Below are 25,374 nucleotides of genomic sequence, written 5' to 3' on the forward strand. Positions count from 1 at the left end.
TTTTTGTCTTATCAAGCCAAGCGGATGTTGAATATCTGCTTGGCTTGTGTGTATAAGCGGCTATTTATTCCGTGCTAAACGTTGCTGCATCACGACATAATACAGTACTGGTATCACCACTAAAGTGAGTAGCGTAGAAACGAAAATCCCAAAGATCAAACTGATCGCCAGACCATTAAAAATCGGATCATCAAGAATAAATAGTGCGCCAATCATCGCAGCGAATCCCGTGAGCATAATTGGTTTGGCTCTTACTGCCGCTGACTGAATGACCGCTTCAGATAACTCACTGCCTAACTCGAATTGTTGGTTAATAAAATCAACCAACAAAATCGAATTGCGCACGATGATCCCAGCTAAGGCAATCATTCCAATCATTGAAGTGGCAGTAAATTGTGCTCCAAGTAATGCATGACCCGGCATTACGCCAATAATCGTTAATGGGATTGGCGCCATGATGATCAGCGGCACGATGTAAGATTTAAACTGAGCAACCACTAATAAATAAATCAATAACATACCAACAGCATAAGCGATTCCCATATCACGGAACGTTTCGTAGGTGACCGTCCATTCCCCATCCCATGCTACTGCTATCGCGCTTAAACCATCCGGTTGCTGGGTGTAATACTGATCTAGCCCCATTTGTTGATCAAGTGCATGCCCAATAGCAAACATGCCATATAAAGGGCTATCGAGCTCGCCGGCCATATCCCCGACAACCATCACCATCGGCACTAGGTTTTTATGCACTAGGTAATCATCCATACCGGTTTGGCGTACTTCAACAAGATCCGAGAGCCGATAAGCATCACCGGTTTGGCTGCTGACTTTCATATTCAGCACCTGCTCTAAGCGCACCTTGGCAGTCTCGGCGGCTTGGATCTGGATCGGGATGGGGTACTTGCTATGTTCACTGTGTAGATAAGTAATGGGTTTACCACCGATAGCCGTCGCAAGCGCATCAACAATCGAGGCATACGGTACTTGCCAAAGCGCCGCTTTGCTACGATCAATCACCACCTGCCATTGTTGATGCAACTCTGGCAGATAGATATCCACATCAACAATATCTTGAGTTTGAAGGAAAATCTCCCTCACTTGACGCGCGGCTGCGTGACGAATTTCCGTCGTTGGGCCATACACTTCAGCCAGAATCGGCGACCAAACCGGTGGTCCCGGCGGCACTTCCACTACTTTCACTTTGCCGCCAAAGCGCTGGGCAATCTGATTGAGCTGTGGTCGAAGTTGGCGAGCAATGGTATGACTATCGCGGTGGCGCTGTTTACGCCCCAACAAATTCACTTGAATATCGCCTTGATGGGATTGATTGCGCATAAAATAGTGGCGCACTAAACCATTGAAGTTAATTGGAGCAGCGGTGCCAGCGTAGATTTGGTAATCACGGACTTCGGGAACTTGATTAAGCGCCGCCCCCATTTCAAACAGTACCCGCTGGGTTTTCTCTAGTGCGCTACCCTCTGGCATATCGAGCACAATCTGAAATTCCGATTTGTTATCAAACGGCAACATTTTTAGCACTACGACTTGCAATATTGGTAGCAGTATCGAGCCGATAATCAAAGCCAAAATGGTCAACAGCAAAAATCGTCGATTACGTCTCTGCTTTGGTGCGGTGACAAAAGGCGACATAATTTTGTGAAATAGGCTATCGGTGGCTCTACCTTGTTGCGGATGATTAACCGCTTTAAGAAGCTTTCTCGCCAACCAAGGTGAAAGTACAAACGCTACCGCCAGCGAGATAAGCATCCCGATTGAAGCATTAATCGGGATCGGGCTCATGTACGGCCCCATTAATCCAGAGACAAATGCCATCGGCAACAGCGCAGCAATCACGGTTAAGGTCGCAAGTATGGTTGGGCCGCCCACTTCATCGACGGCCGATGGGATCAATTCGGCTAATCTGTGTTTGCCGAATGCCATATGGCGATGAATGTTCTCGACCACCACAATCGCATCATCAACCAAGATACCGATTGAAAAAATCAGCGCAAACAACGACACGCGGTTAAGGGTAAAGCCCCATGCCCAAGAAGCAAACAGCGTGATCATCAAAGTGACCATGATTGCCATCCCTACCACTATCGATTCACGCCAACCCATGGTGAGTAACACTAACACCACGACCGCCGTGGTGGCAAAAGCCAGTTTGCCAATCAAAGTATTGCTTTTGTCAGCCGCAGTTTGCCCATAGTCGCGCGTTATCTCGACCTCAATCCCTTGTGGGATCAATTGATTTTCAAGGCTAACTAAACGTGCTTCCACCGCTTTAGCCACCTGCACCGCGTTTTCACCATTTTTTTTCGCCACGGCAATAGTGACGGCAGGATGAATACCATCACGATCTCCAGTCCATACGTGTTGAGTGGGCGTATTGATACCAAAGGATACGGATGCCACATCGGCCAGATATACCGGTTTGCCCTGATGTACTCCGATCACCAACTGTTTCACTTGATCGATATGCGTTAAAAACTGGCCAATTTTCAGCGGAAATGCTTGGTTATCGTGAGTTAAACGCAGCATGGTTGAGCTTTGATTGGCCGTCGGTAAATGCAGATTAAGCTGATCGATGGTTATGCCAAAACTGTTCATTTTGGTAGGATCAAGCCGCACATCAACAATGGTGTTTTGTCCACCAATGGTATAAATATCACGCGTGCCAGTGATACGTTTCAGCTCGGTTTCCAAACCATGTGCCACTTGAGTTAACTGCTGCTGATTGAAGTGACCCGTTTTATCCGCCAAGGTTATCGCGATAATCGGCACATCTTCGATCCCTCTCGGCTTGATAATCGGCTCTCCTACCCCAACTCCTCGTGGCATCCAATCTTTATTGGAATAGAGCTGGTTATAGATCCGCACCACAGCGTCATTGCGTGAAACTCCGATTTTAAAAATTGCCACAATCACTGCCCCATCGTGTTGCGAGAAAGAGTAAATTTTGTCAATACCCTCAATCGCAGAGATCACTTGTTCCGCAGGTGTTGTCACTAAACTCTCTACTTCACGAGGTGACGCGCCGGGAAAAGGGATATATATATCGGCAAAAGTGACATCGATTTGTGGCTCTTCCTCTTTAGGAGTGATGATTATCGCGAATAGGCCCATCAGCAACCCCACTAAGGCAAGCAGCGGGGTCATCGCTGAGTGTTGAAAAGCGGCGGCAATGCGACCCGCTATACCAAGTCGAGTTTGCATGTTATTCACCTTTTACGCTTAAGCCATCGATCACGATTTCATCACCCAGTTCTAACCCTGCTAACACTTCGACATAATCACCGTAGATTTGTCCGACACGAATAGGATTAAGCCAACGTTGCCCATCGGTAATACGATATACGGCAGTTAATTCTGCGCGCTGTATTACGGCATGGAGGGGAACAACCAAAATTTGATGTTGACCATGATCAAATTCAGTTTTGACCCACATTCCAGGAACTAAAGCTGGCGTTTTTTCAGGTAATTCAAGACGAGTTTTAAAGGTATGCGACTGTGGATCGGCATAACGGAACAGACTCAATGAAATGGGTTTGATTCGCTCGCCTTGTGCTGTACGCACGGTGAACTGTGCAACGCTAGCCACAACCGGCTGATAACGCTGTGGAATTTCAATTTCAACCCGCAGTGCATCCAATGAAAAACCACTCACCAATGGTGTACCCGGTGCAACAGTTTCACCTAATTCGACCATTCGCTGAGTCACGATACCATCATAAGGTGCGGTAATATTGGTATAGCCTAACGACTCTTTCGCTTGTGCTACCGCAGCCTGTGCTGATCTAACGGCCGCCTCACTACTCTCGGCTTGGGCAGCGGCAGAGTCCATCTGCTCTTGAGAAATTGCACCTTTAGGAAACAGTTGACGATAGCGATTAAGCTGAGCTTGTGCCTGACTATTTTGCGCTTTGGCACTCTCTAACTGGGCTTGGGTTGCTTGTAATGCGGCAGATTGCTGGATCGCCGTAATCTCTAACAGCACTTGATCTTTTTTGACCCAATCATTGACATCGACAAACACTCCGACCACACGTCCAGTGGTTTGTGCAGCCAAAGAGCCTTGATTGACCGGCTGCACTACACCATCGAACTCAATCCGGTGCGAAAACGACGCTTTTTTTACCACAAAGATCTGCGGTTCTGACTGAGTGTTGGCATACACGGAGCATGCCAATAGCAATCCAATAGTGCATATTAATGCTTTCATCCTTTCCCTTACCCTGTGCCAACCAAGTAGCATCCTCTCAAGTTTATTATTTATAACACTAGTCTAATAACTCTGTCGGTGACGATATTTTTGAAGCCTTTTAGATTGGGATCAATCAGTTATCCTCAAACAACGTGAAGAAGTGAACAAAACTAGCCAATATCGACTATTCTCTATGAGCTATGCCCAAACCATCAATGAGGTGACAATATGACGATTGAAAACGGTGTCAGAGTATTAGCCGGCAGTATGATTCTGCTCTCGGTGATCTTGACTTGGTGGGTACATAGCCAATTTTTATGGTTGACTGTCTTGGTCGGCATCAACCTGATCCAAAGCGCATTTACTGGATTTTGCCCTGCAGTATTACTGTTGAAGAAATTAGGGCTCGATGCTCAATAGTGTTTTGCAGCGATCTTGCGATCGTGATGTGAGATTAAACTTAAGCGGCTGACCTCGGTCAACCGCTTAGAAAAGAGCAATCAAAAACGATCAATTACGCGTTAGTTTGTAACTGAGCCAGTTTTGCAGCTGAAATCGGCTTGGTGATGAACGCTAAAACAATACACACCGCCATCATACTCGCAGAGATAATGTACGCTACATCATAGCCACCGCCATGCGTCATTGAATAACCCACCACAGCCGCGCCAATCGCACCACCGATACCCCACGAGGTATACAGCACACCGTAATTGGTACCGTAGTTTTTCAGGCCATAAAACTCAGCAGTAATCGATGGGAAAACCGCCAATAGCGTACCGTAACCAACCGCCGCAATCGCGGTACCAATGATCAAGGTGAATTCTGAATCAAATGTGGCGAACAGTACCATGTTGATGCCTTGCAATAAGAAAGCCAGCAACAGAGTGCGCACGCCACCAATTTTATCCGATAGCATTCCCGCAGCGACACGGCCACCAGAGTTAAAAATCGCCAAGATCGATGCCAGATAAACAGCATTTGGCAAGCTTGCCTGCACACTTGCAATATTGGTGATATTACCAATGATCATCAAACCAACTGAAGCAGCCAGCGCGTACATCACCCATAAGGTATAAAACTGTGGCGTTTTTAGCATCGCTTTCCAGTTAAGATTTACCGCATCGGCCACCACTTTAGCGGATTGACCGTCTTTCAATTTCGGTGCCGCCGGTTGGTAACCTTCCGGTGGATTGTTAATCGTGCAAGCCAGTGGTACTGCGATCACCAATACGCCAGCCCCCAAGATCATAAAGCTGGTTTGGATGCCGAGATGAGTGATCAAGGTTGAGGTCAGGGGCGCAAGATAAATCGCCGCCAAACCAAAACCTGCGGCAATCAAGCCGTTAACCATGCCTTTTTTGCTCGGGTGGAACCATTTCATCGCTGACGGCGATAAGCAAGCATAGCCAAAACCAATCCCCGCACCGGTAATCACCCCGAAAGTGATATTCAGCATCAACACTGAAGAAGCAAAACCAGATGCAATCATGCCCAAGCCGGTTAAGGTTGTACCTAAAATCAGAATGTTACGTGGCCCCATTCGGTCTTGCAAAATACCCGCAATTAATAGACAGACAGAAAAAGCAATCGTCGCAATCGCATAAGGCGAAGAAGCATCCGTTGCGCTCCAACCAAAGTCGGTCACTAGGGCTTTGTTAAATACGCTCCAGGCATAAAGAATGCCAAGACAAAGGTTGATACAGAAACCCGCCAGCAGAATGCGCATAGCTTTATCAATCTTGCTCATTGTTTGTGATACTCAGTCAAAAATTAGAATAGACAACCCATCGGTTATCGGCATTTGTTCAAAATTACTTTGCAAAATTCAACGCTTTTGACAAAGTACGCGGATTATAGCCAATCGCTTGATGATTGGAATTACTTTTTGTTGAGCGATAAAAAACTCTTAGTGGTAACAAAAATGCCGCGGCTAACCTCACTCCCATGTTAATCAATTGTCTCCAACCATTACGCGATTAAATGGGTAAAAACCTATCCACAGCACTGCGTGAAAATATGGTTAATTCTGCGTTTATTTTCTTCCAAAACTGAGAAAAAACTCTATCATGACTCGTTTTTTTTCAACCGCGTAGAGATGATATGAATCAGCAACTATTAAAAATGGCACTAGTGGCCGGATTAGGTGTAACTTCCCTGACTGGCTGTATGGGACAAATGGCAACCACTGGATTGGTCAACAAGTTCAACTTGGAAGTTGTCGATAACCGTTATGCACGTGAAGGTCTATTCTTGCTGCTTTCTCCGGTATATGGCATCGCGAGTACTGCCGACCTGTTTATTTTCAACTCCATTGAATTTTGGACCGGCAAAAACCCAATTTCTGGTAAATCACCTGCAGTAGTTGATCTGCCAGCTAAAGCTATCTTTAAAGTGAATGATCAATTGGATCGCTCTTTGACCGAAGCTCCTTTGCAAACGCAAGTGTTGCCAATCGAAAAAGCCACCATGCAGCAACTGGATCCACAAACTTTGCAGATGGAAGTGACTTACATCGACGGTTCACGCAAAGTGTTGCGTGGCGAAAAAAACCAAGATGACGTGGCATTTTATCTCGATGGCGAACTGCTGACCGTAGTTAACCATCAAGAATTGGATGCCTACATCGCGGCTAACCATATCTGATCGTTCGATCGCCAGCCATAATCAACACCATTCTGGCTGATCCGACAACGCATAACCTCGCACATGGCGAGGTTATTTCCTTTCCGCTCTCGCTCGCCAAAATCCACGGCCAAAGAAAAATTATTTAGCGCTCATGCAAAGTGCGCTATGCCGCGCCACAATATGCTAGACTGCGAAAAATTTTTTGAGAGACCAGGCATGACAGACGCAGCATTACCCCCAGCAGATCACGAAATCGAAATTGAAGCGATTGGAGTGGAAGTTTCTAATCAACCGATTGAACTGTATAAAGTGCTCAAAATCGCAAGCGCCGTGAGCGGAGGCGGTGAAGCCAAGCATGTGATCAGCGAAGGTTATGTATGGGTCAATGGTGAAGTCGAAACTCGCAAACGTTGTAAAGTATTTGATGGTGATTTGATTGAATTTAACCAAGAGTTTTATTTAGTGATTTGTGATGCGCCAGTCACTGAAGCGCCGATCAGCAAGGTTGCGGTCGAACCGAAGCAAGCCAAGCAAACTCACCCATCGTTGCCAGCCAAGGCTAAGCCGAGCCGCAAACCAAAGCAGAAAACATCCAACACGGCGAACCCTAAAGCCAACACTAAGCCAAAAAAACCGCAAAAAAACCATGATGATAAGCCGTCATCATCTGGGCGTAGCGCGATTCGCCTTTTTTAATCATTCGCCATGTTAATGTGACGCTGTACCTTTTATCCTGAACCGGTAACATTGATCATGAGCCAGAGATCACTCTGGCTCAATGGTCAAATAATGATTACCTCACACAGCGGGCGGGATGGGCTTGATAAACCGGAAGTGTCGCAATTGTCCGTGTGAGATCGGCAATCCGAGTGCTGTGAGATGGATGGGTCGATAACAATTCCGGAGGCTGCTGGCCTCCTGAAGCTTTCGCCATATTTTTCCACAATTCAATGCTCTGATTAGGATCAAATCCTGCTTTGGCCATGAGCGCAAGCCCTAACACATCCGCTTCTGATTCTTGGCTGCGCCCATAAGGTAAAATCACCCCATATTGCACCCCTACCCCTAACGCAGCCATCGTCACATTGCGGTATTGGCTATATTCCGATGCGCCTAATGCAATATCGGTCAGTTGCAATCCGGCATTGGCGATCTGCGATTGTGATAAACGCTCATTACTGTGATTGGATAATACATGCGCCACTTCATGACCAATCACCGTTGCTAATTGATCTTGGTTGACCGCCACATTAAGCAGCCCGGTATATACACCAATTTTGCCACCAGGCAGGGCAAAGGCATTCACTTGATCACTTTCAAATACCACCACTTCCCACTGTGCAAAACTGGGTTGTTTGGGTACCTGCGCCACAATTGCATTGGCCACACACTGAACGTAAGCATTGGTTTTAGCTTGTTGGCTAACTGGAGTTTGCTTTTTCATCTCAGCAAAAGATTGTACGCCAAGCTGGCTCATATCCTGTTCAGAAAACAGCAATAATTGATTTCTTCCGGTTGGCGATGCAGCGCAAGCGATTAAGCCAACCGCGATCAATAAAACCAGTATCAAGCGAGTCTGGTGCATGAAATGCTCCTTAAGTTCACGGCAATAAATGTTAAACCTAAGAAAGCATAATGTTACAACGCGCTAACTGAAAGCTAAAATCGTACGGTTAGCGATAAAATGGTTCATCAAAAGTGGGGAATGATCCGGATCTGTGCGTTCGCTCGGAGTCGCTCGCGATCAGGATCGGCCAGCGATAATGCAAAGCACCGCGCTCACGAATCGTCGCCAGCGCGGTGCTATCAATTAATTTAGTGCTGATTTAGTGCTGTTCAAGCATTAAAACTTCATTTGTACCCCAGCCAAATAAGCCAGCTCGGCATCATCACCATTGGTATGAGAGATTTCAGAGAATACGCTTAAACGTTTGAAATTAGGCACATAGTAAGTGGCATTGGCATACCACTCATTGATTTCTGACTTTGACTCTTGTTTGTTGCTCACATAACCCAGTGCGATATCAATTGAATCGCTCACGCTAAACAGTGTGGCTAAGTTATACACTTTAAAGGTGGCGTCTTCTGCATCGTCTTTGGTTTGTGAATAATCGGCAGCAAATAGCGCAAATCCAGCGTCATAAGCCACACTCAGACCATAAGTTTGGAATTTATCCCCTTCATCGACAAAATTTTGATAAGCGGCTGCTAGCTGAAAATCCCAAACCTCGACTGCCGCAAAGGCATCAAATGATCGTGTGGTTTCGTTGTCTTTGTTTTTAACGGGTAAATCGGTCGAGAGAATCAGCTCAAACGGTTTAAAATCCATTTTCAACAAAATAACATTTTTGCCTTCATCTTCAGGGAAAGCCACATCGTCAGAATCCATTTCATAATCTTCAGCAATACCAAACTCATCAGAGGCATAATCTTGCTTGCCGAAGGTCAATAACATATTGCGATATTCAAAGCCAACCAGTGCATTACTCAATTCAACACTGTCTTCAGACTTATTAGCCGCATCAGCAAAATCAAAACCTAGCTCACCAAACATGGTCAAATCTTGATTAACTTCATAGGAGATAATATTGGTGAGTTCTAAAGAATCAAAATTGAACTGGGCATCTTGATATTTGTCATTATCTTTTTGTAACTGTATTTGCAAGTCACCCTTAATATCAAAGCTAATACCTTTATTTTCAACTAAAGTCACCGCTTGAACGGTGGTTGACATTAATCCCAGAGCTAAAGCAGTTTTAACAAATTTCATTTTCATTTCCATATTAAATGCAGTTTAACGCGCAGGTAATCGCCTCTCACTTAAATTCATTCAAGTGAAATTCGCCATTACCTTTAATTAAAAGTTTTTTATTGAGTAAAAGTTTTAATTGATCACATCAGCCATCATTACATCAATGATTAATTGGTTGCCATAAGCTCTGCGCTATAACAGCGTTTAAGCTCAGTTAAGCTGTAAAAATATTGCGTACCAGGATAAACGGCACAGCCAGCTTTAAAGGCGATCTCTTTTTCGTTGTAAAACATTTTCACTAATGTTTCGCTACCATTAGCGCTGTTTTTGTACACATCCCATTGAATATTGGCAGAATAAGGCGTAACCCAACCACCGCGCCATTCGTTATTTTGCTGGCTATAAAGAGTGTTAGGATCGGCCTGTTGTGTGCTACCAGTGACTTTAAGCAGTGCGGCTAACGGCATGATCTGCTCAGCATGGGCGAAACGCAATTTGGCAACATGTGGATAAGCTTGCTGTCCATTGGCTACCGCTTCAACTTGATTAAACATGTCTTTTAACAGTGGCTTAGCAATGTTATAGGTTACGCCATGACCATTCGCAAAGCTCGGCCCTTTCTCATAAAAATCTTCGGCATCCGATTGATAAGAGAACCAAGCAGACTCTTCAGGAGTAATAAACTGCTCTAAATTCCATGCTGCACCTTGGGCTTGCGCTTCACGCAACATACCAGGGCCAATGATGAATAAGTTGTATAGCATTGAAGCGGCATCGACTTCACTTTGCACATACTTCCAATCATCTTCTTTTTCACCAGGCTGGCGAGTATTGGTTTTAATGCAATTCTCTTGGCTGAGATCGCATTTTTTATCACGCGAAACTTCGTTTTCTAAAAAATCGACAAACGGTTTGGTATAAATCCGCTCTAACATCTGGCGAGACAGCTGTTTGGTTTGCGGTAACTCCGCCAGTGCATCGAGTGTGTCATCCAATTGGTCGGAATCTTGGAACTTTTCGTAGGCGGCAAAGTTGGCTGCGTATTGCTTATAGTCGGCGCTCTTCGCTGGATCTTTCTTGTGGAAATACAGCTCATACGGATTAACCAACTGCTTATCGATCGACTCAGGCTCAGTTTGCGCCTGATAGCATTGTGCTGCGTTATCATTCACATAAGCGACATCTTGCGCCAAGGTTTGCATGAAATAGTGTGCGGTTTGGTTGGCGCGCTCTTTACCAGAGGTTTGCACCTGAATGCAAACTGGCTGATTGGCATCCTGACTCAGGATCGAATTCAGACGCTGTGCCATACGAGTCGCAATACCCGCTGGCTCCTCTTCACCGATCTTGGTTAACAAGCCATAACCCAATTTTTGGTTAGCGGCGATCACTTGATCAATCGCTGGACCAAGCTTTTTGCCCAGTTCGGTCAGTTGACCACGTTGCTTGGCTAACTCCCAAACTTGCTTGCTCAAAATATCGTATTTAGGGCTAGAGAGTGCACGGGCACCATGGCGTTCAACCAATTGTGAGTAAACCACTTGATAACCCGCTGGCGCAGCTTCATAAGTCGCAGCATCTTGTTGGGCGGCGTAAATCGCCTTACTGCTGTACTGATAAGATCCGGAAGTGTTTGCTGCAGTTACCATCGCGCTCATACCACAGCTCAACGCGGCAATGCATCGATGATGCAATAAGAGTATGTCGTGTCATTACTATTCCTTAGTATCGAATGAATGGATGCCCTTCATTCAAGAAGAGACAGCACGAACCTTAACTTTGCTTTATGACATATCTATTTCAATACCGACTTTTTTGCACCTATGTGCAAAAGGTTCATCTAACTGTCATTTTATTTAACTAGGCTAACACCATCAAATAAACGAAATGGAAAGCATTGTGTTAGAAACCACCCATCCCACTTCGGTGCCAATCAGTATTTTTAAGCGGATGAAACATCGCGCAGCAATAATGCGCCATGAACCAGCCAATATATTAGCATTGCTGCTATTGCTATTTTTTGCCTATTTAATTGTTGCCCCAGTATTATCAATCGCGATTGATGCATTCATTGTTCATCCTGGTGATGAAATGCGTACGCAGCAAATGGAAGGAGAAATAACCGATTATTATTTCTCACGACTGATGACATCACCGATGTCAGCCTTATTATTATGGCAGCCATTGCAACACACTTTAACCATGGCCAGCGTAACGGTATTTTTTGCACTCGTTTTTGGTGTCACACTAGCGTGGTTAATTAATCGCACCGATATGTTCGGTCGGAAATGGTTTGCTACAGCATTAATTGTTCCCTTTATGCTGCCATCATGGACATTTGCCCTTGCCTGGACCACGATTTTTAAAAATCACACCGTCGGCGGCCAGCCCGGTTGGCTAGAAGCGATGGGCATCGCCACCCCAGACTGGTTGGCTTATGGCCTGTTCCCGATGATTGTGATCTTAGTTATCCACTATATACCGCTGGTGATCCTGATTGTCGGCAATGCGCTACGTCGCTTAGATTCACAATTAGAGGATTGCGCTCGTATCCTAGGTGCGGATCGCAAAACCATCTCGTTAAAGATTGTACTGCCGCTCGTGCGCCCAGCCTTGCTCTCTTCCGCGCTACTGATCTTTGCTGATTGCATTGGTGAATTTGCAGTGCCTTATATTCTCGGGCTACCGATCAATTTCAACACCTTATCGACCACCCTTTATCGTGCATTAGACTCTCGCCAAAGCGGCGTGGCCGCCATGGTCGCCTTAGTGATTATGCTGATTGGCATCGTCACCTTACTGATCGATATTCGAATGATGAAAGAAGCGCGTCGATTTGTCACCGTCGGCGGTAAAGGACAAATGGATCGTCTCAATCGACTCGGTTTGATGCGCCTACCCGCGAGCAGTCTCGCCACTCTGTTTGTGATGATTGGTGTCGCCATTCCCCTACTAACTCTATTTATGTCGACCATTATGATTTTGCCGGGGCGCTTTACTCTCGAAAATTTCACCTTCGATTATTGGATTGGCGAAAATCTTGACACCTTGGCCATGCATCAAGGGATTTTGTTAACACAGGAATTTTGGGATGCAGCTTGGAACACGGTGATGATTGTAGGTAGCGCGTCACTGGTCTCTGGTGTACTGGGTTTATTGGTCGGTTATGCGGTGCTGCGGTGTGGCTTGCCATGGATGGGACAATGCCTCAAACAAGTCACCTTTATGCCTTATTTGGTACCCGGAATTGCCTTTGCCGCCGCGTTTTTATCGCTGTTCGCGGTCAGCCGCGGCCCGATCCCTGCCCTGTATGGCATGCCGATCTTATTGATTATCGCGCTGATCGCCGAGCAGATGCCGTTTGCGAGTCGATCCGGTATCGCCGCTATGGCTCAGTTAGGTAAAGAGCCGGAAGAAGCGGCACGGATTGCGGGGGCAAACTGGCTGAGCCGTTTAACCCACATTATTATCCCAATTCAAGCCGCACCATTAGCAACTGGCATCTTATTGCCCTTTATTTCCGGAATTAAAGGGGTGAGTCTATTTATTATTCTCGCCATTCCAGCCACCGACGTCCTCACCACCTATTCACTCAGATTGATTGACTACAACTACGACCAAGCCGCCAATGCTGTAGTGCTGATCATTGCTCTGGTGGCATGGGGAGGAACCATTTTGATCCAACGTATTTCAGGCACTGGCCTAGCTCAAGGATTGGAGAGTTAATATGCCGACCATTACTTTATCTAAACTGAATAAAATCTATCCGGGTGCCAGCACGGCAGCGGTAAAAGCGCTCGATCTGACGGTTAATCACGGCGATTTTATGTGCTTACTCGGCCCATCCGGCTGCGGGAAAACCACCATTTTACGCATGATCGCTGGCATCGAACACACCACCGGCGGTCATATTGCGATTGATGGTCGCATCATGGATTCGGTCGCCAGCGGCTGTTTTATCCCGCCAGAAAAACGGGGGCTTGGGCTTGTGTTTCAAAGCTACGCATTGTGGCCACATATGACGGTGGAACAAAATGTTGAATTTGGTTTGAAGCTGAAAAAATTACCCAAGCAAGAGCGGCGAGCACGCTGCTTAGATGTGATGGAAAAACTGCGCATTGATCAGTATGCCCATCGCTATCCCTCTCAGCTTTCTGGCGGACAACAACAGCGGGTAGCGTTAGCGCGCATGCTGGCGGTTAATCCGGGAGTGCTGTTATTGGATGAGCCATTATCTAACTTGGATGCCGCACTGCGCTTAGAAATGCGCGCGGAACTGCGCCGTATCCACCAAACGTTTGGTACCACAATTGTCTTTGTTAGCCATGATCAGTGGGAAGCAATGACATTAGCCACCACCATCGCGGTGATGAGTGAAGGTGAATTACAGCAAGTCGGCTCACCAGATGAGATCTACTCTTCACCGGCCAACCGTTTCGTGGCTGAGTTTATTGGCACACCGAAGCTAAACATGTTAGAGGTTAGTCAGTTTAGTTCACCGCTTGCCGAACAAACCGTGCTCAATCACAGCGAAGTGAGACGTCAACTCCATCAGCGCTATCGTGATCTTGACCAAGCGCAGCACTGCGGCATTCGACCTGAAGCCGTTATCGTGCACCGCGAAAAAACGCTCGGCAGCATTGCCATGAGTGTTGAATCCATCATCCCAACCGGAGGCAGTTGGGTGGTAGAGCTGGTTGCGGGGCACGATCGCCTATGTCATTCAACCCAAGTGCGACCAAATTACCAAGCCGGGCAGCAGGTGTACGCTGAATTGCCCGATCACGCCCTGCATTTTTTTGACCCAAGCGGAGTAAGAGTGGAACTGTCACCCACGCTCTCACAACCGATGAAACGCAACACCACGATTGGCTATGCCGCTTTAGCATAACTAAACCCAACTCTAGACCATACCCATAAAGGAAATGATATGGAAATGAAATACAATTTGCTTGCGCTCACTGTGGTAACGGCAAGCCTTTCTCTCAATGCCCATGCAACGGAAGCATTGGACTTATCAGTGATGATTGCCGCCGCGCAGCAAGAAGAGTCGATTACCATCTATGCTCCGACTGGCAAAATTGTCCAACAGGCGAAAGATTTTACCGCCAAATACGGTGTCAAAGCGCTCGGTATCAAAGCGAAATCACCACAAATCATTGAAATCATCAGCCGCGAAGCACAGGCCAACAATGTCAAAGCGGATGTTGCCCTGATTGAAGACGCACCCGCCACTCAAGTACAACTGCTGGATAAGGGCTATGTACAAAGTTGGGTTCCGGCGGATATGCAGCAAGATATTGATCCAGAATATCGCGCGCCGCTCAGTGTGGTCCTCTCGCCTAATATCTGGGCTTATAACACCGCTGAATATACCACCTGCCCGATCAGCAATATTTGGCAATTAACCGAGCCGCAATGGCGTAATAAAATTGCCATGCAAGATCCGCTCATTAAACCGCTCTATTCGGACACCTTTAACCAATTGGCCACGCACTATGATGCTCAAATGGCACAAGCTTACCAAGACCGCTATGGTGAGCCGCTAACTACCGATCAAGCCTCGGCCACCGCAGAGTTTGTCAAACGTTTAGCCAACAATGGTCCATTGCTTACCAAATCCGATGGTGATGCCGCACAAGCGATCGGTGCGCCAGATGCCAAAAGCAGTTTTGTCGGCCTGATCAGTACCGCAAAATTTCGTGATAATCAAAACGGCATGAAGCTTGGCATCTGTAGTGGTATGCAACCTTTTATTGGCAGCTTATACCCAACACCAGGGGTGATCACCACACAAACCAACAGTCCAAACGCATCTAAGCTGTTTATCCATTACCTGCTGACTGCGGAAGGGATCAAGGCGCAAGGTGTGGATGGCAAAATGTCCTCCAATCTCAAAGTCAGTCTGCCAAGCGAAGATGTCTCCGGCATCGAGCAATATCGCGACCAACTGATGCAGTACAAAACCGCAACCGCGAAATCAGACTGGGAAATGCGTCAGGATTGGATGGATCTTTGGAGCCTTAACTACCAACGCTAACCTTTTTTATTTGCTGCGTAGCCAGTGCTACGCAGCTGTATAGGACAACTTTTTTGAACGAATTTGACTTACAAGCGCGAGAAATCACGCTCAAACAGCTGTTACTCCAAGCCGGTGAACTGGCACTTAGCCATTTTAACTCCCGCGATCCAAACTGTTATTCTCTCAAAAGTGCGCAAGATTTTTTGACCGAGTCGGATCTGCTGGTTGAGCAATATATCCGTCACCAATTGCAAACCCGCTTTCCAGAAGATGGCATTTTAGGTGAAGAGTCCGGTGGCGATGATGGTCATGCACGGCTGTGGATCATCGATCCTATTGATGGTACTGCGAATTTTGCGCGCGGGATTGGCCATTTCTGTGTAGTGATCGCCTTCGTCGAACAGGGCATCACTCTGCTTGGTGGCATTTATAATCCGGTTACGCAGGAGCTGTATTTAACCCGCAAAAACGGTTACGCCGAGAAAAATGGCCAACCAATCCACGTCGCCAACACGCCATTACAGGCTACTTCGTTAGAACTTGGCTGGTCGAATCGCGTGACGCAACAGCGCTACCTTGAGACCTATACCGCACTATTAGCCAGTGGTGCCAATATTCGGCGCAGTGGCTCTGGCGCCTTAGCGCTAGCTTGGGTCGCCGAAGGGCGCACCGATGGTTATGCCGAACTGCATATGAACGCATGGGATTGCCTCGCCGGTTTACTGCTGGTTGAAGAATCGGGCGGACGCATTGGTCAATTCCCAAGCCGCCCTGCGGATATTATCCAAGGTGGCGCGATCCTCGCGGCCGCGCCATCGGTCGCCGCGACACTGTCACAAGCGACACACATCCCCCTTAAACCTGCGACTGAAATAGAGAACCCACATGGCCAATAATCGCCCTCACTACCCTCGCCCACCGATTAGCTTAATCGCCAGCAATATTCCCCATTGGGGCGTGGATATTTACATTGGTGGCTCAACCGGCGCAAGTGATGCCCAGTTGCTGCAACAGCACAACATTAGCACCGTGATCAACTGTGCGGTCAATTTAGATATTGATCTGGTCACCGAATTGGATGAGCAGCATAGCGCAGGTTTGCAAGCTTTTGGCGCAGCCCCGATCCGCTATTACAAGATCGGATTGATTGATGGCGCGGGTAATCCACAAGCGATGGTGCTCGCCGGCTACCATCTGATGCGCTCAAGTCTCAGCCAGCAGATCCCAGTGAAACCGTCCTACAAGGTGCGCCAAAAAGGCAATATTTTGGTCAATTGTCGTGGCGGCAGAAGCCGCTCTGTGACTATAGTAGCAGTATTTCTACATTTAGAGTGGCCAGAGAAATTTCCCACGCTAGACTCAGCGATTCAGCACATTCGTGATAAACGCCAATTACACCCAGATGAATGGTTTGAAACGCCAAAGCCGATGTTAATTGAGCTGGCACAGCAAGCGATCGAAATGGAAAAATTATTGCGCGCGGCTGGCTTTGGACACCACATCGATAAATAAGGATTTATGAGTAAACCGAACAAAAAAATGGTGGCCAGTGCCGCCGAGGTCGCCCGCTTAGCGGGCGTATCACGTTCAGCGGTATCGAGAACCTTTACCGTAGGAGCCAGTGTTTCTGATGAAACCCGCCAGCGGGTATTAGCCGCCGCTCATACCCTCAATTATCACGTCAATCACCTCGCGCGTGGGTTATCCAATGAGCGTAGCCGCCCAGTCTGTCTGCTTGGCTCAAACTTAAATGCTCCGTTTCAAGCCAAATTAATGGATGCGTTAACTCAAAAACTGCAATTGGCAGGCCGTGCAGTGATGGTGATCAACACCTCTGGTTCCGCCGAGGTGGTGGATGCGGCGCTACGTCAAACACTGAATTATCGCGCCTCCGCCACCATCGTCCTCTCTGGTACTCCGCAAGCCTCGCTGGTTGAAACCTGTGTCAACAGTGGACAGCATGTCATTTTGGTCAATCGTGCTGGTCAATTTGACGGTGCCGACCATATTTCGTTGGATTACACCAGCACCATGTACGACGCCTTATATCGCCTGAAACAAGCAGGCTGTCAGCGGCTCGCCGTGGTGTCATCAACCATCCAATCACCCAGTATGGTAAAACGTGAGCAGCTGTTTTTAACCGCAGCACAGCAGGAAAACATTGCCTGTAGCATTTATCGCTCAGGGCCAACTTGTTATCAAACTGGCATTGAAACCGCGCGTCAGATCCTCGCCTCAAGACATCGGCCAGATGGCGTGTTTTGCGTCACCGATTTGATCGCTTGCGGGTTTATGGATGCCGCCAGGCAGGAATTTAAACTCTCGATCCCAGAGGATCTGTGTGTGATTGGCTTTGATAATATTGAGCAAGCGGGGTGGTTGAGCTATCAACTCACCACCTTTGGTCAGCCACTAGAAGAGATGACCGATGCGATTATTCAACGCTTGGAAGCCCCAGAAACCAAGCTCAATTTATTATTCTCTGCCCCATTGATCTGGCGACAATCGGTTAGACTTTCGCCCCCTAATCACTAACTTAATTTATTTTAGCGAACGAGCTACGGTTCGGTGTCTGAGCTCTATACTTAGTCGTAAACGGGTTAAATAACGGAGATTTAACCCCATTAACGGTTCAGTGAGCTTAATATGATGACCCTCTCGCGCCTTATTTTGATGTTATATGGATGTTTGATACTGAGCAGTCCCAGCTATGGGGCAGATCCCAGCAGTGGCAAATCTGCCATGAAATCTGCCCCGCCGAAAACCGTGCCGAAACAGGAGCTCTCCGCCCATAGCGCACTGGTGGTTGATCTGAAAACCAACGAAGTGCTGTATGCCAGCAACCCCAATGCGGTTAAGCCTATCGCCTCGGTGACTAAGCTGATGACCGCAATGGTCACCTTAGATGCCAAGCTCCCGATGAAGGCTAAGTTACCGATCACGATTAAAGAAGCCAAGGAGATGAAAGGGGTCTATTCTCGGGTACGGATTGGCAGCGAACTAGGCCGGCAAGAGCTGCTGCTGCTTACCTTGATGTCGTCGGAAAATCGTGCCGCGGCTAGCCTCGCCCATCACTACCCCGGCGGCTACCAAGCGTTTATTAAAGCGATGAATGCCAAGGCGAAAGCTTTGGGTATGCAGCATACCCATTTTGTTGAGCCGACAGGGCTGTCGGAAAAAAATGTCTCCACCGCGCATGATTTGGTATTACTGCTCAAAGCCAGTAAACAATATCCGCAACTTGGCACGCTGAGCGCGACCGAAAAGAAAACCGTTACTTTTGCTAAGCCCAGATACACGCTCGATTTTCGTAATACCAATCGCTTGGTGTTTAATGATCGCTGGAATATTCATCTCACCAAAACCGGCTTTACCAATGCAGCAGGGCATTGTTTGGTGATGCGCACCGAAATGGATCAACGCCAAGTGGCGTTTGTGGTGCTCGATACCCAAGGAAAACTCTCTCCCGTAGGCGATGCCAATCGCCTACGCAATTGGTTGGAAACCGGTAAAGTTACGCCGCTCCCAGCGCAAGTGAAACAGTATAAAAAGCAGCGTAATCAAGTACTGGCCAATGTCGCTAGCGAATAAGCACAACAGATAAACGCTCGCATCGCACTCAGTGGCGATGCGACCCGTCAGCGCTTTAATTCGGCGATCGATTCAATGGTGATCGCATCATGACGCCAATATTCAATATCACAATCGATCAGCTCGCCTTGCTGGTTGTAATTGACTCGTTCAACCACCATCGCTGGCGTACCAGAGGTTGCACGCAAGGCTTGCGCCATCTCACCCAATAATGAGCTGGTGGAAATCCGATAGTGGATCGTTTGGTATTGAGTGGCGTAATGCTCGCGATACAGATCGGTCAGCGATTGTGACAGATCAAAATCCAACAGATTAGGAAATAGCTCGGGGCGAATATAATTGGTCACATACACCACAGGGCGATTATCCAAATAACGCACGCGATCGACCCGATACACATCAGCAAAGGGTTTTAGCTTAAGCAGGCGTGTTGCCTGCTTATTGGCAATCATCGCCTTCGCGGCGATCAATTCAGTTTTCGGCTGGCGCTGCTGAGCCAGCACCATATTGGTGAAGTTTAGCGTTTGTGTCGGGTCATAGCGCAGCGGCGCAGGAGAGATAAACCAACCGCGGCGATCTTCACGATAAATTTTGCCTTCCGCCTCCAGCAGTGACAGCGCCTCACGCAAAGTTACTCGCGTGGTATCAAACGACTCGGCCAATTTTCGCTCGGCAGGCAGTTTTTGCCGCGGCATCAGCATCCCGGCATCAATCTGCTCGACGATAGCATCTTTAATTTTTACGTATTGCACTTGCGATCCTATTGCTTTTTGCTCTAACGCTTGCGCCAAGCTTGCAGGCGACCAAACAATCCAAACTCAACCCCCACATGCAGCAATTTTGCCAACGCCGCAGAGAGCATGATCATCACCGCCATCGCGGCTGCCGCGCCGGTTTGTCCGGCATCATCCATATTCAGCACCGCCACCGAGGCAGGAACGGTATCGGTTGAGTAGAGAAATACTACCGCAGAAGTGGTGGTTAATGCATTAATAAACAGATAGCTAGCAATATCTAATACCGCAGGTAAGGAAACCGGTAAGGTGACTTTGCACAATAAACGGTACTGGGGCAGCTTAATCGAGGCAGCTGTGGCTTCCAGCTCAGGTGGCAGTTGTTTCAATGCCGTGACCGCAGTCATATGCCCCACGGTGTAGTAATGCACCACCGTATTAATCACCAGTAGCAGCATGCCACCATATAAACCATTGAGCGGATTGCTGGCATGATTGAAAAAGAAAATGTAACCCAAGCCGAGCACCAAACCCGGCACCGCCATCGGTACCATACTCAACATCTGCATCACTTGGCGCAATGGGGCTAAAATTCGACCTTTTTCAATACTGTAAGCACCGAGAAAAATCAGCACCGTGCCGCATAGCGCAGTCAAGCTGGCTAAGGTGAGCGAGTTAAAATACGGGCTCCAACCATAGGTACTGGTTTCGGAAAACTGGTAATTTTTCAGGGTTAACGCGGTATTCCACGGCCAAAAAGTCACCAGCGAACCGTACACCGCCATCGCCAGTACAGCGAGGATCGCAACACAGATCACCACGCAATACAGCAAACACAGCCCATCACGCAGACGATGTGGCGAGGGTTGGTAAGCGACCGAACGTGTATCAAACAAGCTTTGCTGCTTTTTCTGAACCCAGCGATCCGCCACAAACGCCAACACCGCGGGCAGCAACAGCACAATACTGGTCACTGCGCCCATCGCGAAATTCTGTTGCCCGACGACCTGTTTGAAAATATCGGTCGCCAGTACGTTATAACTGCCGCCAATCACTTTCGGCACCCCGAAATCACACACCACTAAGGTAAACACTACGATTAAGGCACTGATTAAGCCATATTTAGCCGCAGGCAAGGTCACCATAAAAAAGGTTTTTAGCGGCGAGGTTTTCAGCGCGCGCGCCGCTTCATACAAACGGGCATCGGAGGTGCTGAGCGAGGTGGTTAAAATCATCAAGGCGTGGGGAAAGGTCCAGAAGATCAGGCCCAGCGCAATGCCTAGCCCACCGTAAATCGATGTGCCGCCCAGCCAAGCTTTGAGCATCCCTTGATTACCAAACAGAAAAATCAAACTGATGGCGGGCAATAACGATGGCGCTAGAATCGGCGCACTGCCGAGCACACGAAACCAAGTTTTGCCCGGCATACAGGAACGAGTTAACGCATAAGCATAGCCAAAGGCCAGTAAACCGACCACCGCAGTGACCCCGAGCCCCAGCACTAAAGTATTGCGCATTGATTGCCACAAAGCGGCCGAAGAAAAATATTGTGCAAAATAAGTCAGCCCAACAAATTCACCCTGCCCGTTCTGTACACTTTTGGCCAACATCGCTACCAGCGGCGCAACAATAAACACCAACATCAGGGTTAGTAACACCAGCAAGGTGGCGGACAAAATCACGCTATCACGGCTCCAGCGTGGTAATACACCTCTCGGCAGCGTCGCGGTTAAATTCAGCATACTCATCTCCTTACGCCGCATATGCACAAGCGCTCGCGGTGGCTGATGCCGCCGTGACCACTTTGCGTCGATAAGCCAGTAACTGCCCTTCACGCAGCGCTAAATAACGCACATCACCGGTTTTTAAATTCAGCGCTTGCATTTGGTTAATCGGTAAATCGACATACACTGGCGGAGCCAATCGTTCCTCTTGCAATAAACATTCAATGCGATAAAACGCACCAAGGAACTCGATATGTCGGATCACCACAGGAATCGCATCGCTATAACGCGTCACCAGTTCAAGATTTTCAGGACGCACCGCCAAATCAAACTGCTCGCCTTGCGTGGGTGTACCGTTCTCAATTTTCGGTAAAGTGATCAAGGATTCAGCAATCCGCACTTGATGCGCAGTTGCCATTGACGCAGGAATGAAATTCATGGTGCCGACAAATTCCGCCACAAAGCGGCTGGCCGGTTGTTGATAGATCTGTTGTGGCGTGCCGACTTGCTCAATTACCCCATGGTTCATCACCACAATTCGATCGGCCATGGTTAACGCCTCTTCTTGATCGTGGGTCACCATGATGGTGGTGATCCCCAACTTACGCTGTAATTGGCAAATTTCGTCGCGCAGATGGGTACGAACTTTGGCATCCAAAGCAGAAAGTGGCTCATCAAGCAGCAATAAGCCCGGTGACAATGCCAGCGCACGGGCTAAAGCCACCCGCTGTTGTTGGCCGCCCGACAGTTGGCTTGGGTATTTTTGTGCAGAAGTGGCTAACCCAATAATCTCTAGCCACTGTTCAACTTTCTCTAGCGCATCACGCACTGACATGCCTTGATTGCGCAGGCCAATCGCAATATTTTCTTCCACCGTTAAATTGGGAAATAGCGCATAAGATTGAAATACAATGCCAAAGTCGCGTTTTTCTGGCGGTAAAAAGGTGATCGCTTGGTGATTTTGATGGATGCTGCCCGAGGTTGGCAGATCTAACCCCGCAATCGCGCGCAGCAAAGTGGTTTTTCCGCAACCAGACGGGCCGAGAAAACAGACAAATTCGCCCTTTTCAATCGATAAACTGATGTTATTCAGTGCGGTAAATGAGCCAAACTGCTTGACTACATCGCGGATAGCTAAGTAACTGTTATCAAGTGGCTGAGATTCACTCTGCGCAGGGGCACGATATTGATGCGTGGTCATAACGGTCATCCTTAAATTTGGTATAGTCCAAACTTAGCAAGACTTTATTGCAATGCGGTGACAGTTTTATCGCTAAAGCGTGACCATCTGATGACAGGTCGATGAAACAACAAAGGAGGCTTGCGCCTCCTTGATCAATCATAATTAAGATTGAGGTTCCGATTTAGCATCGAACTTTTCTGACCAAGTTTGCAGCACTCGCGCCCGATCGCTACCCATCTGGTTAAAGTCCATCTTCGCCATCACTTTCTCAACATCTGGATAGTTATCCACTTGCTTGCTGACCTCTTGGTGGCCAACGATAGGATAGCTCTCAATGTACAGCTCATTCGCCGCTTTAGAGACCGACCAATCCACCACTCGTTTCGCCGCCTCGCTCTCTTTAACCAGACCGACCGCTTCCGATTCCCAACCAATCCCGTTCGGTACAATCACCGCTAAAGGTGCACCTTGCGTTTTCAGTTTCGCACCGCGAGTTGCCATTGACAGGCCAATCACTACTTCACCCATACCGGCTTGCACACAAGGTTTTGAGCCAGAGTGAGTGTAATGAGCAATATTTTGATCAAGACGCTGCATATAGTTCCAAGCTTGATCTTCACCCATATTTTGCAGCCAAGCAGAAACTTGCATGTAACCAGTACCGGAAGAAGCAGGGTTTGGCATCGCGATATGACCTTTGTAAATTGGATTGGTCAAATCTTCCCACGTTTGTGGTTTAGGCAAATTGAGTTGCTTGGCGACAATTTCGTTAAAGCACAACGCGTTGAAAAAAGCATCGTTACCGTACCAAGCTTGTGGAGCTTGTGGATCATTAAGGCTTGCCCGCAACTGGTCTGCACCTTTTGGAGCATAAGGTTTAAGTACCGCTTGATCTTTGAGCAGCGCCATCGACGATCCAGCCAATCCCCATACGACATCCGCGCGTGGATTGGTTTTTTCCGCTAGCAATTTTGCGGTCATGATCCCGGTCGAATCACGCACCCATTTAATCTCAATATCAGGGTTTTGTTGCTCAAATGCGTTTTTGTATTTGGCCAGTAGATCGGTTTCAAACGCGGTATAAACCGTGACTTGTTGTGCCGCAAAAACTTGCGCGGTTACAAGAGTCGCGATCGCGGTCAGAGTTCCTTTCACGAAACGTTTGTTCATCATCATCTCCGATTGAGTTAGCTTGGTATGCACCAGAATTGCTATTTACCCTAACCAGCCTATATGACGTTTCTATGAACAAAAATTGGCAGTTTTACTAAGCTTGTTCGCCTTCACTGCCGACCAATGCATCGATTCCCAGTTATGAAACTTTTATGAAATCGCACGGCACAGGGTTTACCGCCGGCCATTCTCGTTGTTAGATAGAGCGAATTAATTGGTATAGTCCAAAAAAAGGAATCTTGTATGAAAAACGCGTATCTGCTGCTCACCCCCGGCCCGCTTTCTACTTCCGAAACGGTACGTGAAGCGATGCTCAAAGACTGGTGTACTTGGGATGATGACTACAACTTAGAGATTGTTGAAGTGATTCGCCGCAAATTAGTCACCTTGGCCACCACGCAAACAGGTTATACCTCGGTCTTAATGCAAGGCAGCGGTACGGCGTCAGTAGAAGCTACCATCGGCTCAGTGATGACTCCACATGATAAACTGCTGGTGGTTGACAATGGCGCTTATGGAGCACGTATTGCGCAAATTGCCGATTATCTCAACATTGCTTACCGAGTGATTGCGCCGGGTGAAACCGCACAGCCAGATCTGCAACAGATCGCCGACGTACTGGCGACCGATAGCGCGATCACCCATGTGGCGATTGTACATTGTGAAACCACCACCGGCATGCTCAACCCGATCGCAACTGTCGCGCAACTGGCGAAACAACACGGTAAACGGGTGATCTTGGATGCGATGTCCAGTTTTGGTGGAATTCCAATGGACATTGGTGAGCTGGGGATCGATTTTATGATCAGTTCTGCCAACAAATGTATCCAAGGCGTTCCGGGATTTGGCTTTGTGATTGCCAAACGCAGCGAACTTGAACAGTGCCAAGGCCGCGCTCGCTCGCTCACCCTCGATCTGTACGATCAATGGCAGTGCATGGAGCACAATCACGGTAAATGGCGTTTTACCTCCCCCACTCACACCGTGCGCGCCTTCTATCAAGCACTGTTAGAATTAGAAGCAGAAGGCGGTATTGCTGCCCGTTACCAGCGTTATCAGACCAATCAGCGCACGTTAGTCAGCGGTATGCGTCAGCTTGGTTTTACCCCGCTGCTGGCTGAAGAGTTACATTCACCAATTATTACCTCTTTCTACTCACCATCGCACCCTGCTTATCAGTTTGCTGAGTTTTATCAGCGCTTAAAACAGCAAGGCTTTGTGATTTATCCGGGTAAAGTGAGTAATGCCGATTGCTTCCGAATTGGCAATATTGGCGAAGTCTACCCGCATGATATTGAGCGCTTACTGGCAGCCATGCAGCAAGCGATGTACTGGGATCACGCGTAAGCGGTTAGGG

21 protein-coding genes are annotated in these 25,374 nt (G+C 47.8%); 11 read left to right on the top strand and 10 right to left on the bottom strand.

The annotated features are described in order from the left end of the window. Positions 1-60: 60 nt before the first annotated feature. Together PUN32_RS10245 and PUN32_RS10250 are read right to left on the bottom strand one after the other, a co-directional pair. Positions 61-3,222 carry an efflux RND transporter permease subunit gene (locus tag PUN32_RS10245; RefSeq protein ID WP_274723008.1) on the bottom strand — a complete coding sequence of 1,054 codons (3,162 nt, stop codon included), beginning with the start codon at positions 3,220-3,222 and terminating at the stop codon, positions 61-63. Between the two features lies 1 nt (position 3,223). Continuing rightward, positions 3,224-4,228 carry an efflux RND transporter periplasmic adaptor subunit gene (locus PUN32_RS10250; RefSeq protein ID WP_274723009.1) on the bottom strand — a complete coding sequence of 335 codons (1,005 nt, stop codon included), beginning with the start codon at positions 4,226-4,228 and terminating at the stop codon, positions 3,224-3,226. Positions 4,229-4,438: 210 nt separating this feature from the next. On the opposite strand from PUN32_RS10250, the gene PUN32_RS10255 reads away from it, so the two are divergent. Beyond that, entirely contained in the window at positions 4,439-4,630 is a 192-nt protein-coding gene (locus tag PUN32_RS10255) for a YgaP family membrane protein (RefSeq protein WP_274723010.1), read from the top strand. A 94-nt stretch (positions 4,631-4,724) separates the two neighbouring features. Here PUN32_RS10255 and PUN32_RS10260 read toward each other — a convergent pair whose 3' ends face one another. Next, entirely contained in the window at positions 4,725-5,960 is a 1,236-nt protein-coding gene (locus PUN32_RS10260) for an L-lactate MFS transporter (protein WP_274723011.1), read from the bottom strand. 353 nt (positions 5,961-6,313) lie between these two features. Here PUN32_RS10260 and PUN32_RS10265 point away from each other — a divergent pair, with 353 nt between their 5' ends. Then, positions 6,314-6,856 carry a DUF3332 domain-containing protein gene (locus PUN32_RS10265; RefSeq protein ID WP_274723012.1) on the top strand — a complete coding sequence of 181 codons (543 nt, stop codon included), beginning with the start codon at positions 6,314-6,316 and terminating at the stop codon, positions 6,854-6,856. 198 nt (positions 6,857-7,054) lie between these two features. Further along, on the top strand, positions 7,055-7,534 hold the full coding sequence (locus PUN32_RS10270) for an RNA-binding S4 domain-containing protein (RefSeq protein ID WP_274723013.1): 480 nt from the start codon (positions 7,055-7,057) through the stop codon (positions 7,532-7,534). A 97-nt stretch (positions 7,535-7,631) separates the two neighbouring features. On the opposite strand, the gene PUN32_RS10275 is transcribed toward PUN32_RS10270, so the two are convergent. The 3 genes from PUN32_RS10275 to PUN32_RS10285 form a co-directional block, all read right to left on the bottom strand. Further along, positions 7,632-8,423 (bottom strand): M48 family metallopeptidase, encoded by a 792-nt coding sequence (locus PUN32_RS10275; protein WP_274723014.1) that lies wholly within the window; start codon positions 8,421-8,423, stop codon positions 7,632-7,634. Positions 8,424-8,681: 258 nt separating this feature from the next. Continuing rightward, complete coding sequence (locus PUN32_RS10280; protein ID WP_274723015.1) at positions 8,682-9,608, bottom strand: porin; 927 nt, start codon at positions 9,606-9,608, stop codon at positions 8,682-8,684. Positions 9,609-9,757: 149 nt separating this feature from the next. Beyond that, positions 9,758-11,248 (bottom strand): histidine-type phosphatase, encoded by a 1,491-nt coding sequence (locus PUN32_RS10285; protein ID WP_274723016.1) that lies wholly within the window; start codon positions 11,246-11,248, stop codon positions 9,758-9,760. Positions 11,249-11,489: 241 nt separating this feature from the next. Here PUN32_RS10285 and PUN32_RS10290 point away from each other — a divergent pair, with 241 nt between their 5' ends. The 7 genes from PUN32_RS10290 (at position 11,490) to pbpG (ending at position 19,203) form a co-directional block, all read left to right on the top strand. Next, positions 11,490-13,316 (top strand): ABC transporter permease, encoded by a 1,827-nt coding sequence (locus PUN32_RS10290; RefSeq protein WP_274723017.1) that lies wholly within the window; start codon positions 11,490-11,492, stop codon positions 13,314-13,316. Position 13,317: 1 nt separating this feature from the next. After that, positions 13,318-14,481, top strand: a complete 1,164-nt coding sequence (locus tag PUN32_RS10295; RefSeq protein WP_274723018.1) for an ABC transporter ATP-binding protein — start codon at positions 13,318-13,320, stop codon at positions 14,479-14,481. Positions 14,482-14,520: 39 nt separating this feature from the next. After that, positions 14,521-15,630, top strand: a complete 1,110-nt coding sequence (locus tag PUN32_RS10300; protein ID WP_274723019.1) for an ABC transporter substrate-binding protein — start codon at positions 14,521-14,523, stop codon at positions 15,628-15,630. 53 nt (positions 15,631-15,683) lie between these two features. Beyond that, positions 15,684-16,508 carry an inositol monophosphatase family protein gene (locus PUN32_RS10305; protein WP_274723020.1) on the top strand — a complete coding sequence of 275 codons (825 nt, stop codon included), beginning with the start codon at positions 15,684-15,686 and terminating at the stop codon, positions 16,506-16,508. After that, complete coding sequence (locus PUN32_RS10310) at positions 16,498-17,124, top strand: dual specificity protein phosphatase family protein (RefSeq protein ID WP_274723021.1); 627 nt, start codon at positions 16,498-16,500, stop codon at positions 17,122-17,124. The genes PUN32_RS10305 and PUN32_RS10310 overlap by 11 nt, the downstream gene beginning before the upstream one ends. A gap of 6 nt (positions 17,125-17,130) precedes the next feature. After that, positions 17,131-18,147, top strand: a complete 1,017-nt coding sequence (locus PUN32_RS10315) for a LacI family DNA-binding transcriptional regulator (RefSeq protein WP_274723022.1) — start codon at positions 17,131-17,133, stop codon at positions 18,145-18,147. Between the two features lie 111 nt (positions 18,148-18,258). Beyond that, on the top strand, positions 18,259-19,203 hold the full coding sequence (gene pbpG, locus PUN32_RS10320; protein WP_274723023.1) for a D-alanyl-D-alanine endopeptidase: 945 nt from the start codon (positions 18,259-18,261) through the stop codon (positions 19,201-19,203). A gap of 47 nt (positions 19,204-19,250) precedes the next feature. On the opposite strand, the gene phnR is transcribed toward pbpG, so the two are convergent. The 4 genes from phnR to PUN32_RS10340 form a co-directional block, all read right to left on the bottom strand. Next, the gene (gene phnR, locus PUN32_RS10325; protein WP_274723024.1) at positions 19,251-19,955 is read right to left on the bottom strand and encodes a phosphonate utilization transcriptional regulator PhnR; all 705 of its coding nucleotides are present in this window, start codon (positions 19,953-19,955) and stop codon (positions 19,251-19,253) included. A 23-nt stretch (positions 19,956-19,978) separates the two neighbouring features. After that, a complete protein-coding gene (locus PUN32_RS10330; RefSeq protein WP_274723025.1) occupies positions 19,979-21,679 on the bottom strand; it encodes a putative 2-aminoethylphosphonate ABC transporter permease subunit in 1,701 nt (566 codons plus the stop codon). Positions 21,680-21,689: 10 nt separating this feature from the next. Next, positions 21,690-22,862 (bottom strand): putative 2-aminoethylphosphonate ABC transporter ATP-binding protein, encoded by a 1,173-nt coding sequence (locus PUN32_RS10335; protein ID WP_274723026.1) that lies wholly within the window; start codon positions 22,860-22,862, stop codon positions 21,690-21,692. Positions 22,863-23,006: 144 nt separating this feature from the next. Further along, positions 23,007-24,017 carry a putative 2-aminoethylphosphonate ABC transporter substrate-binding protein gene (locus tag PUN32_RS10340; RefSeq protein ID WP_274723045.1) on the bottom strand — a complete coding sequence of 337 codons (1,011 nt, stop codon included), beginning with the start codon at positions 24,015-24,017 and terminating at the stop codon, positions 23,007-23,009. Positions 24,018-24,260: 243 nt separating this feature from the next. On the opposite strand from PUN32_RS10340, the gene phnW reads away from it, so the two are divergent. Then, positions 24,261-25,364 (top strand): 2-aminoethylphosphonate--pyruvate transaminase, encoded by a 1,104-nt coding sequence (gene phnW / locus PUN32_RS10345; protein ID WP_274723027.1) that lies wholly within the window; start codon positions 24,261-24,263, stop codon positions 25,362-25,364. Positions 25,365-25,374: the final 10 nt, after the last annotated feature.

Origin of the sequence: Vibrio chanodichtyis, assembly GCF_028863985.1 — a bacterium.
In the GTDB taxonomy this organism is placed as follows: domain Bacteria; phylum Pseudomonadota; class Gammaproteobacteria; order Enterobacterales; family Vibrionaceae; genus Vibrio; species Vibrio chanodichtyis.

What these genes read in the sequence shown, in the direction of transcription:
- PUN32_RS10245 (WP_274723008.1), bottom strand. Translation starts at nt 3,222, where the DNA reads ATGCAAACTCGACTTGGTATAGCGGGTCGCATTGCCGCCGCTTTTCAA.
- PUN32_RS10250 (WP_274723009.1), bottom strand. Translation starts at nt 4,228, where the DNA reads ATGAAAGCATTAATATGCACTATTGGATTGCTATTGGCATGCTCCGTG.
- PUN32_RS10255 (WP_274723010.1), top strand. Translation starts at nt 4,439, where the DNA reads ATGACGATTGAAAACGGTGTCAGAGTATTAGCCGGCAGTATGATTCTG.
- PUN32_RS10260 (WP_274723011.1), bottom strand. Translation starts at nt 5,960, where the DNA reads ATGAGCAAGATTGATAAAGCTATGCGCATTCTGCTGGCGGGTTTCTGT.
- PUN32_RS10265 (WP_274723012.1), top strand. Translation starts at nt 6,314, where the DNA reads ATGAATCAGCAACTATTAAAAATGGCACTAGTGGCCGGATTAGGTGTA.
- PUN32_RS10270 (WP_274723013.1), top strand. Translation starts at nt 7,055, where the DNA reads ATGACAGACGCAGCATTACCCCCAGCAGATCACGAAATCGAAATTGAA.
- PUN32_RS10275 (WP_274723014.1), bottom strand. Translation starts at nt 8,423, where the DNA reads ATGCACCAGACTCGCTTGATACTGGTTTTATTGATCGCGGTTGGCTTA.
- PUN32_RS10280 (WP_274723015.1), bottom strand. Translation starts at nt 9,608, where the DNA reads ATGAAATTTGTTAAAACTGCTTTAGCTCTGGGATTAATGTCAACCACC.
- PUN32_RS10285 (WP_274723016.1), bottom strand. Translation starts at nt 11,248, where the DNA reads ATGAGCGCGATGGTAACTGCAGCAAACACTTCCGGATCTTATCAGTAC.
- PUN32_RS10295 (WP_274723018.1), top strand. Translation starts at nt 13,318, where the DNA reads ATGCCGACCATTACTTTATCTAAACTGAATAAAATCTATCCGGGTGCC.
- PUN32_RS10300 (WP_274723019.1), top strand. Translation starts at nt 14,521, where the DNA reads ATGGAAATGAAATACAATTTGCTTGCGCTCACTGTGGTAACGGCAAGC.
- PUN32_RS10310 (WP_274723021.1), top strand. Translation starts at nt 16,498, where the DNA reads ATGGCCAATAATCGCCCTCACTACCCTCGCCCACCGATTAGCTTAATC.
- PUN32_RS10315 (WP_274723022.1), top strand. Translation starts at nt 17,131, where the DNA reads ATGAGTAAACCGAACAAAAAAATGGTGGCCAGTGCCGCCGAGGTCGCC.
- pbpG (WP_274723023.1), top strand. Translation starts at nt 18,259, where the DNA reads ATGATGACCCTCTCGCGCCTTATTTTGATGTTATATGGATGTTTGATA.
- PUN32_RS10330 (WP_274723025.1), bottom strand. Translation starts at nt 21,679, where the DNA reads ATGCTGAATTTAACCGCGACGCTGCCGAGAGGTGTATTACCACGCTGG.
- PUN32_RS10335 (WP_274723026.1), bottom strand. Translation starts at nt 22,862, where the DNA reads ATGACCACGCATCAATATCGTGCCCCTGCGCAGAGTGAATCTCAGCCA.
- PUN32_RS10340 (WP_274723045.1), bottom strand. Translation starts at nt 24,017, where the DNA reads ATGATGAACAAACGTTTCGTGAAAGGAACTCTGACCGCGATCGCGACT.
- phnW (WP_274723027.1), top strand. Translation starts at nt 24,261, where the DNA reads ATGAAAAACGCGTATCTGCTGCTCACCCCCGGCCCGCTTTCTACTTCC.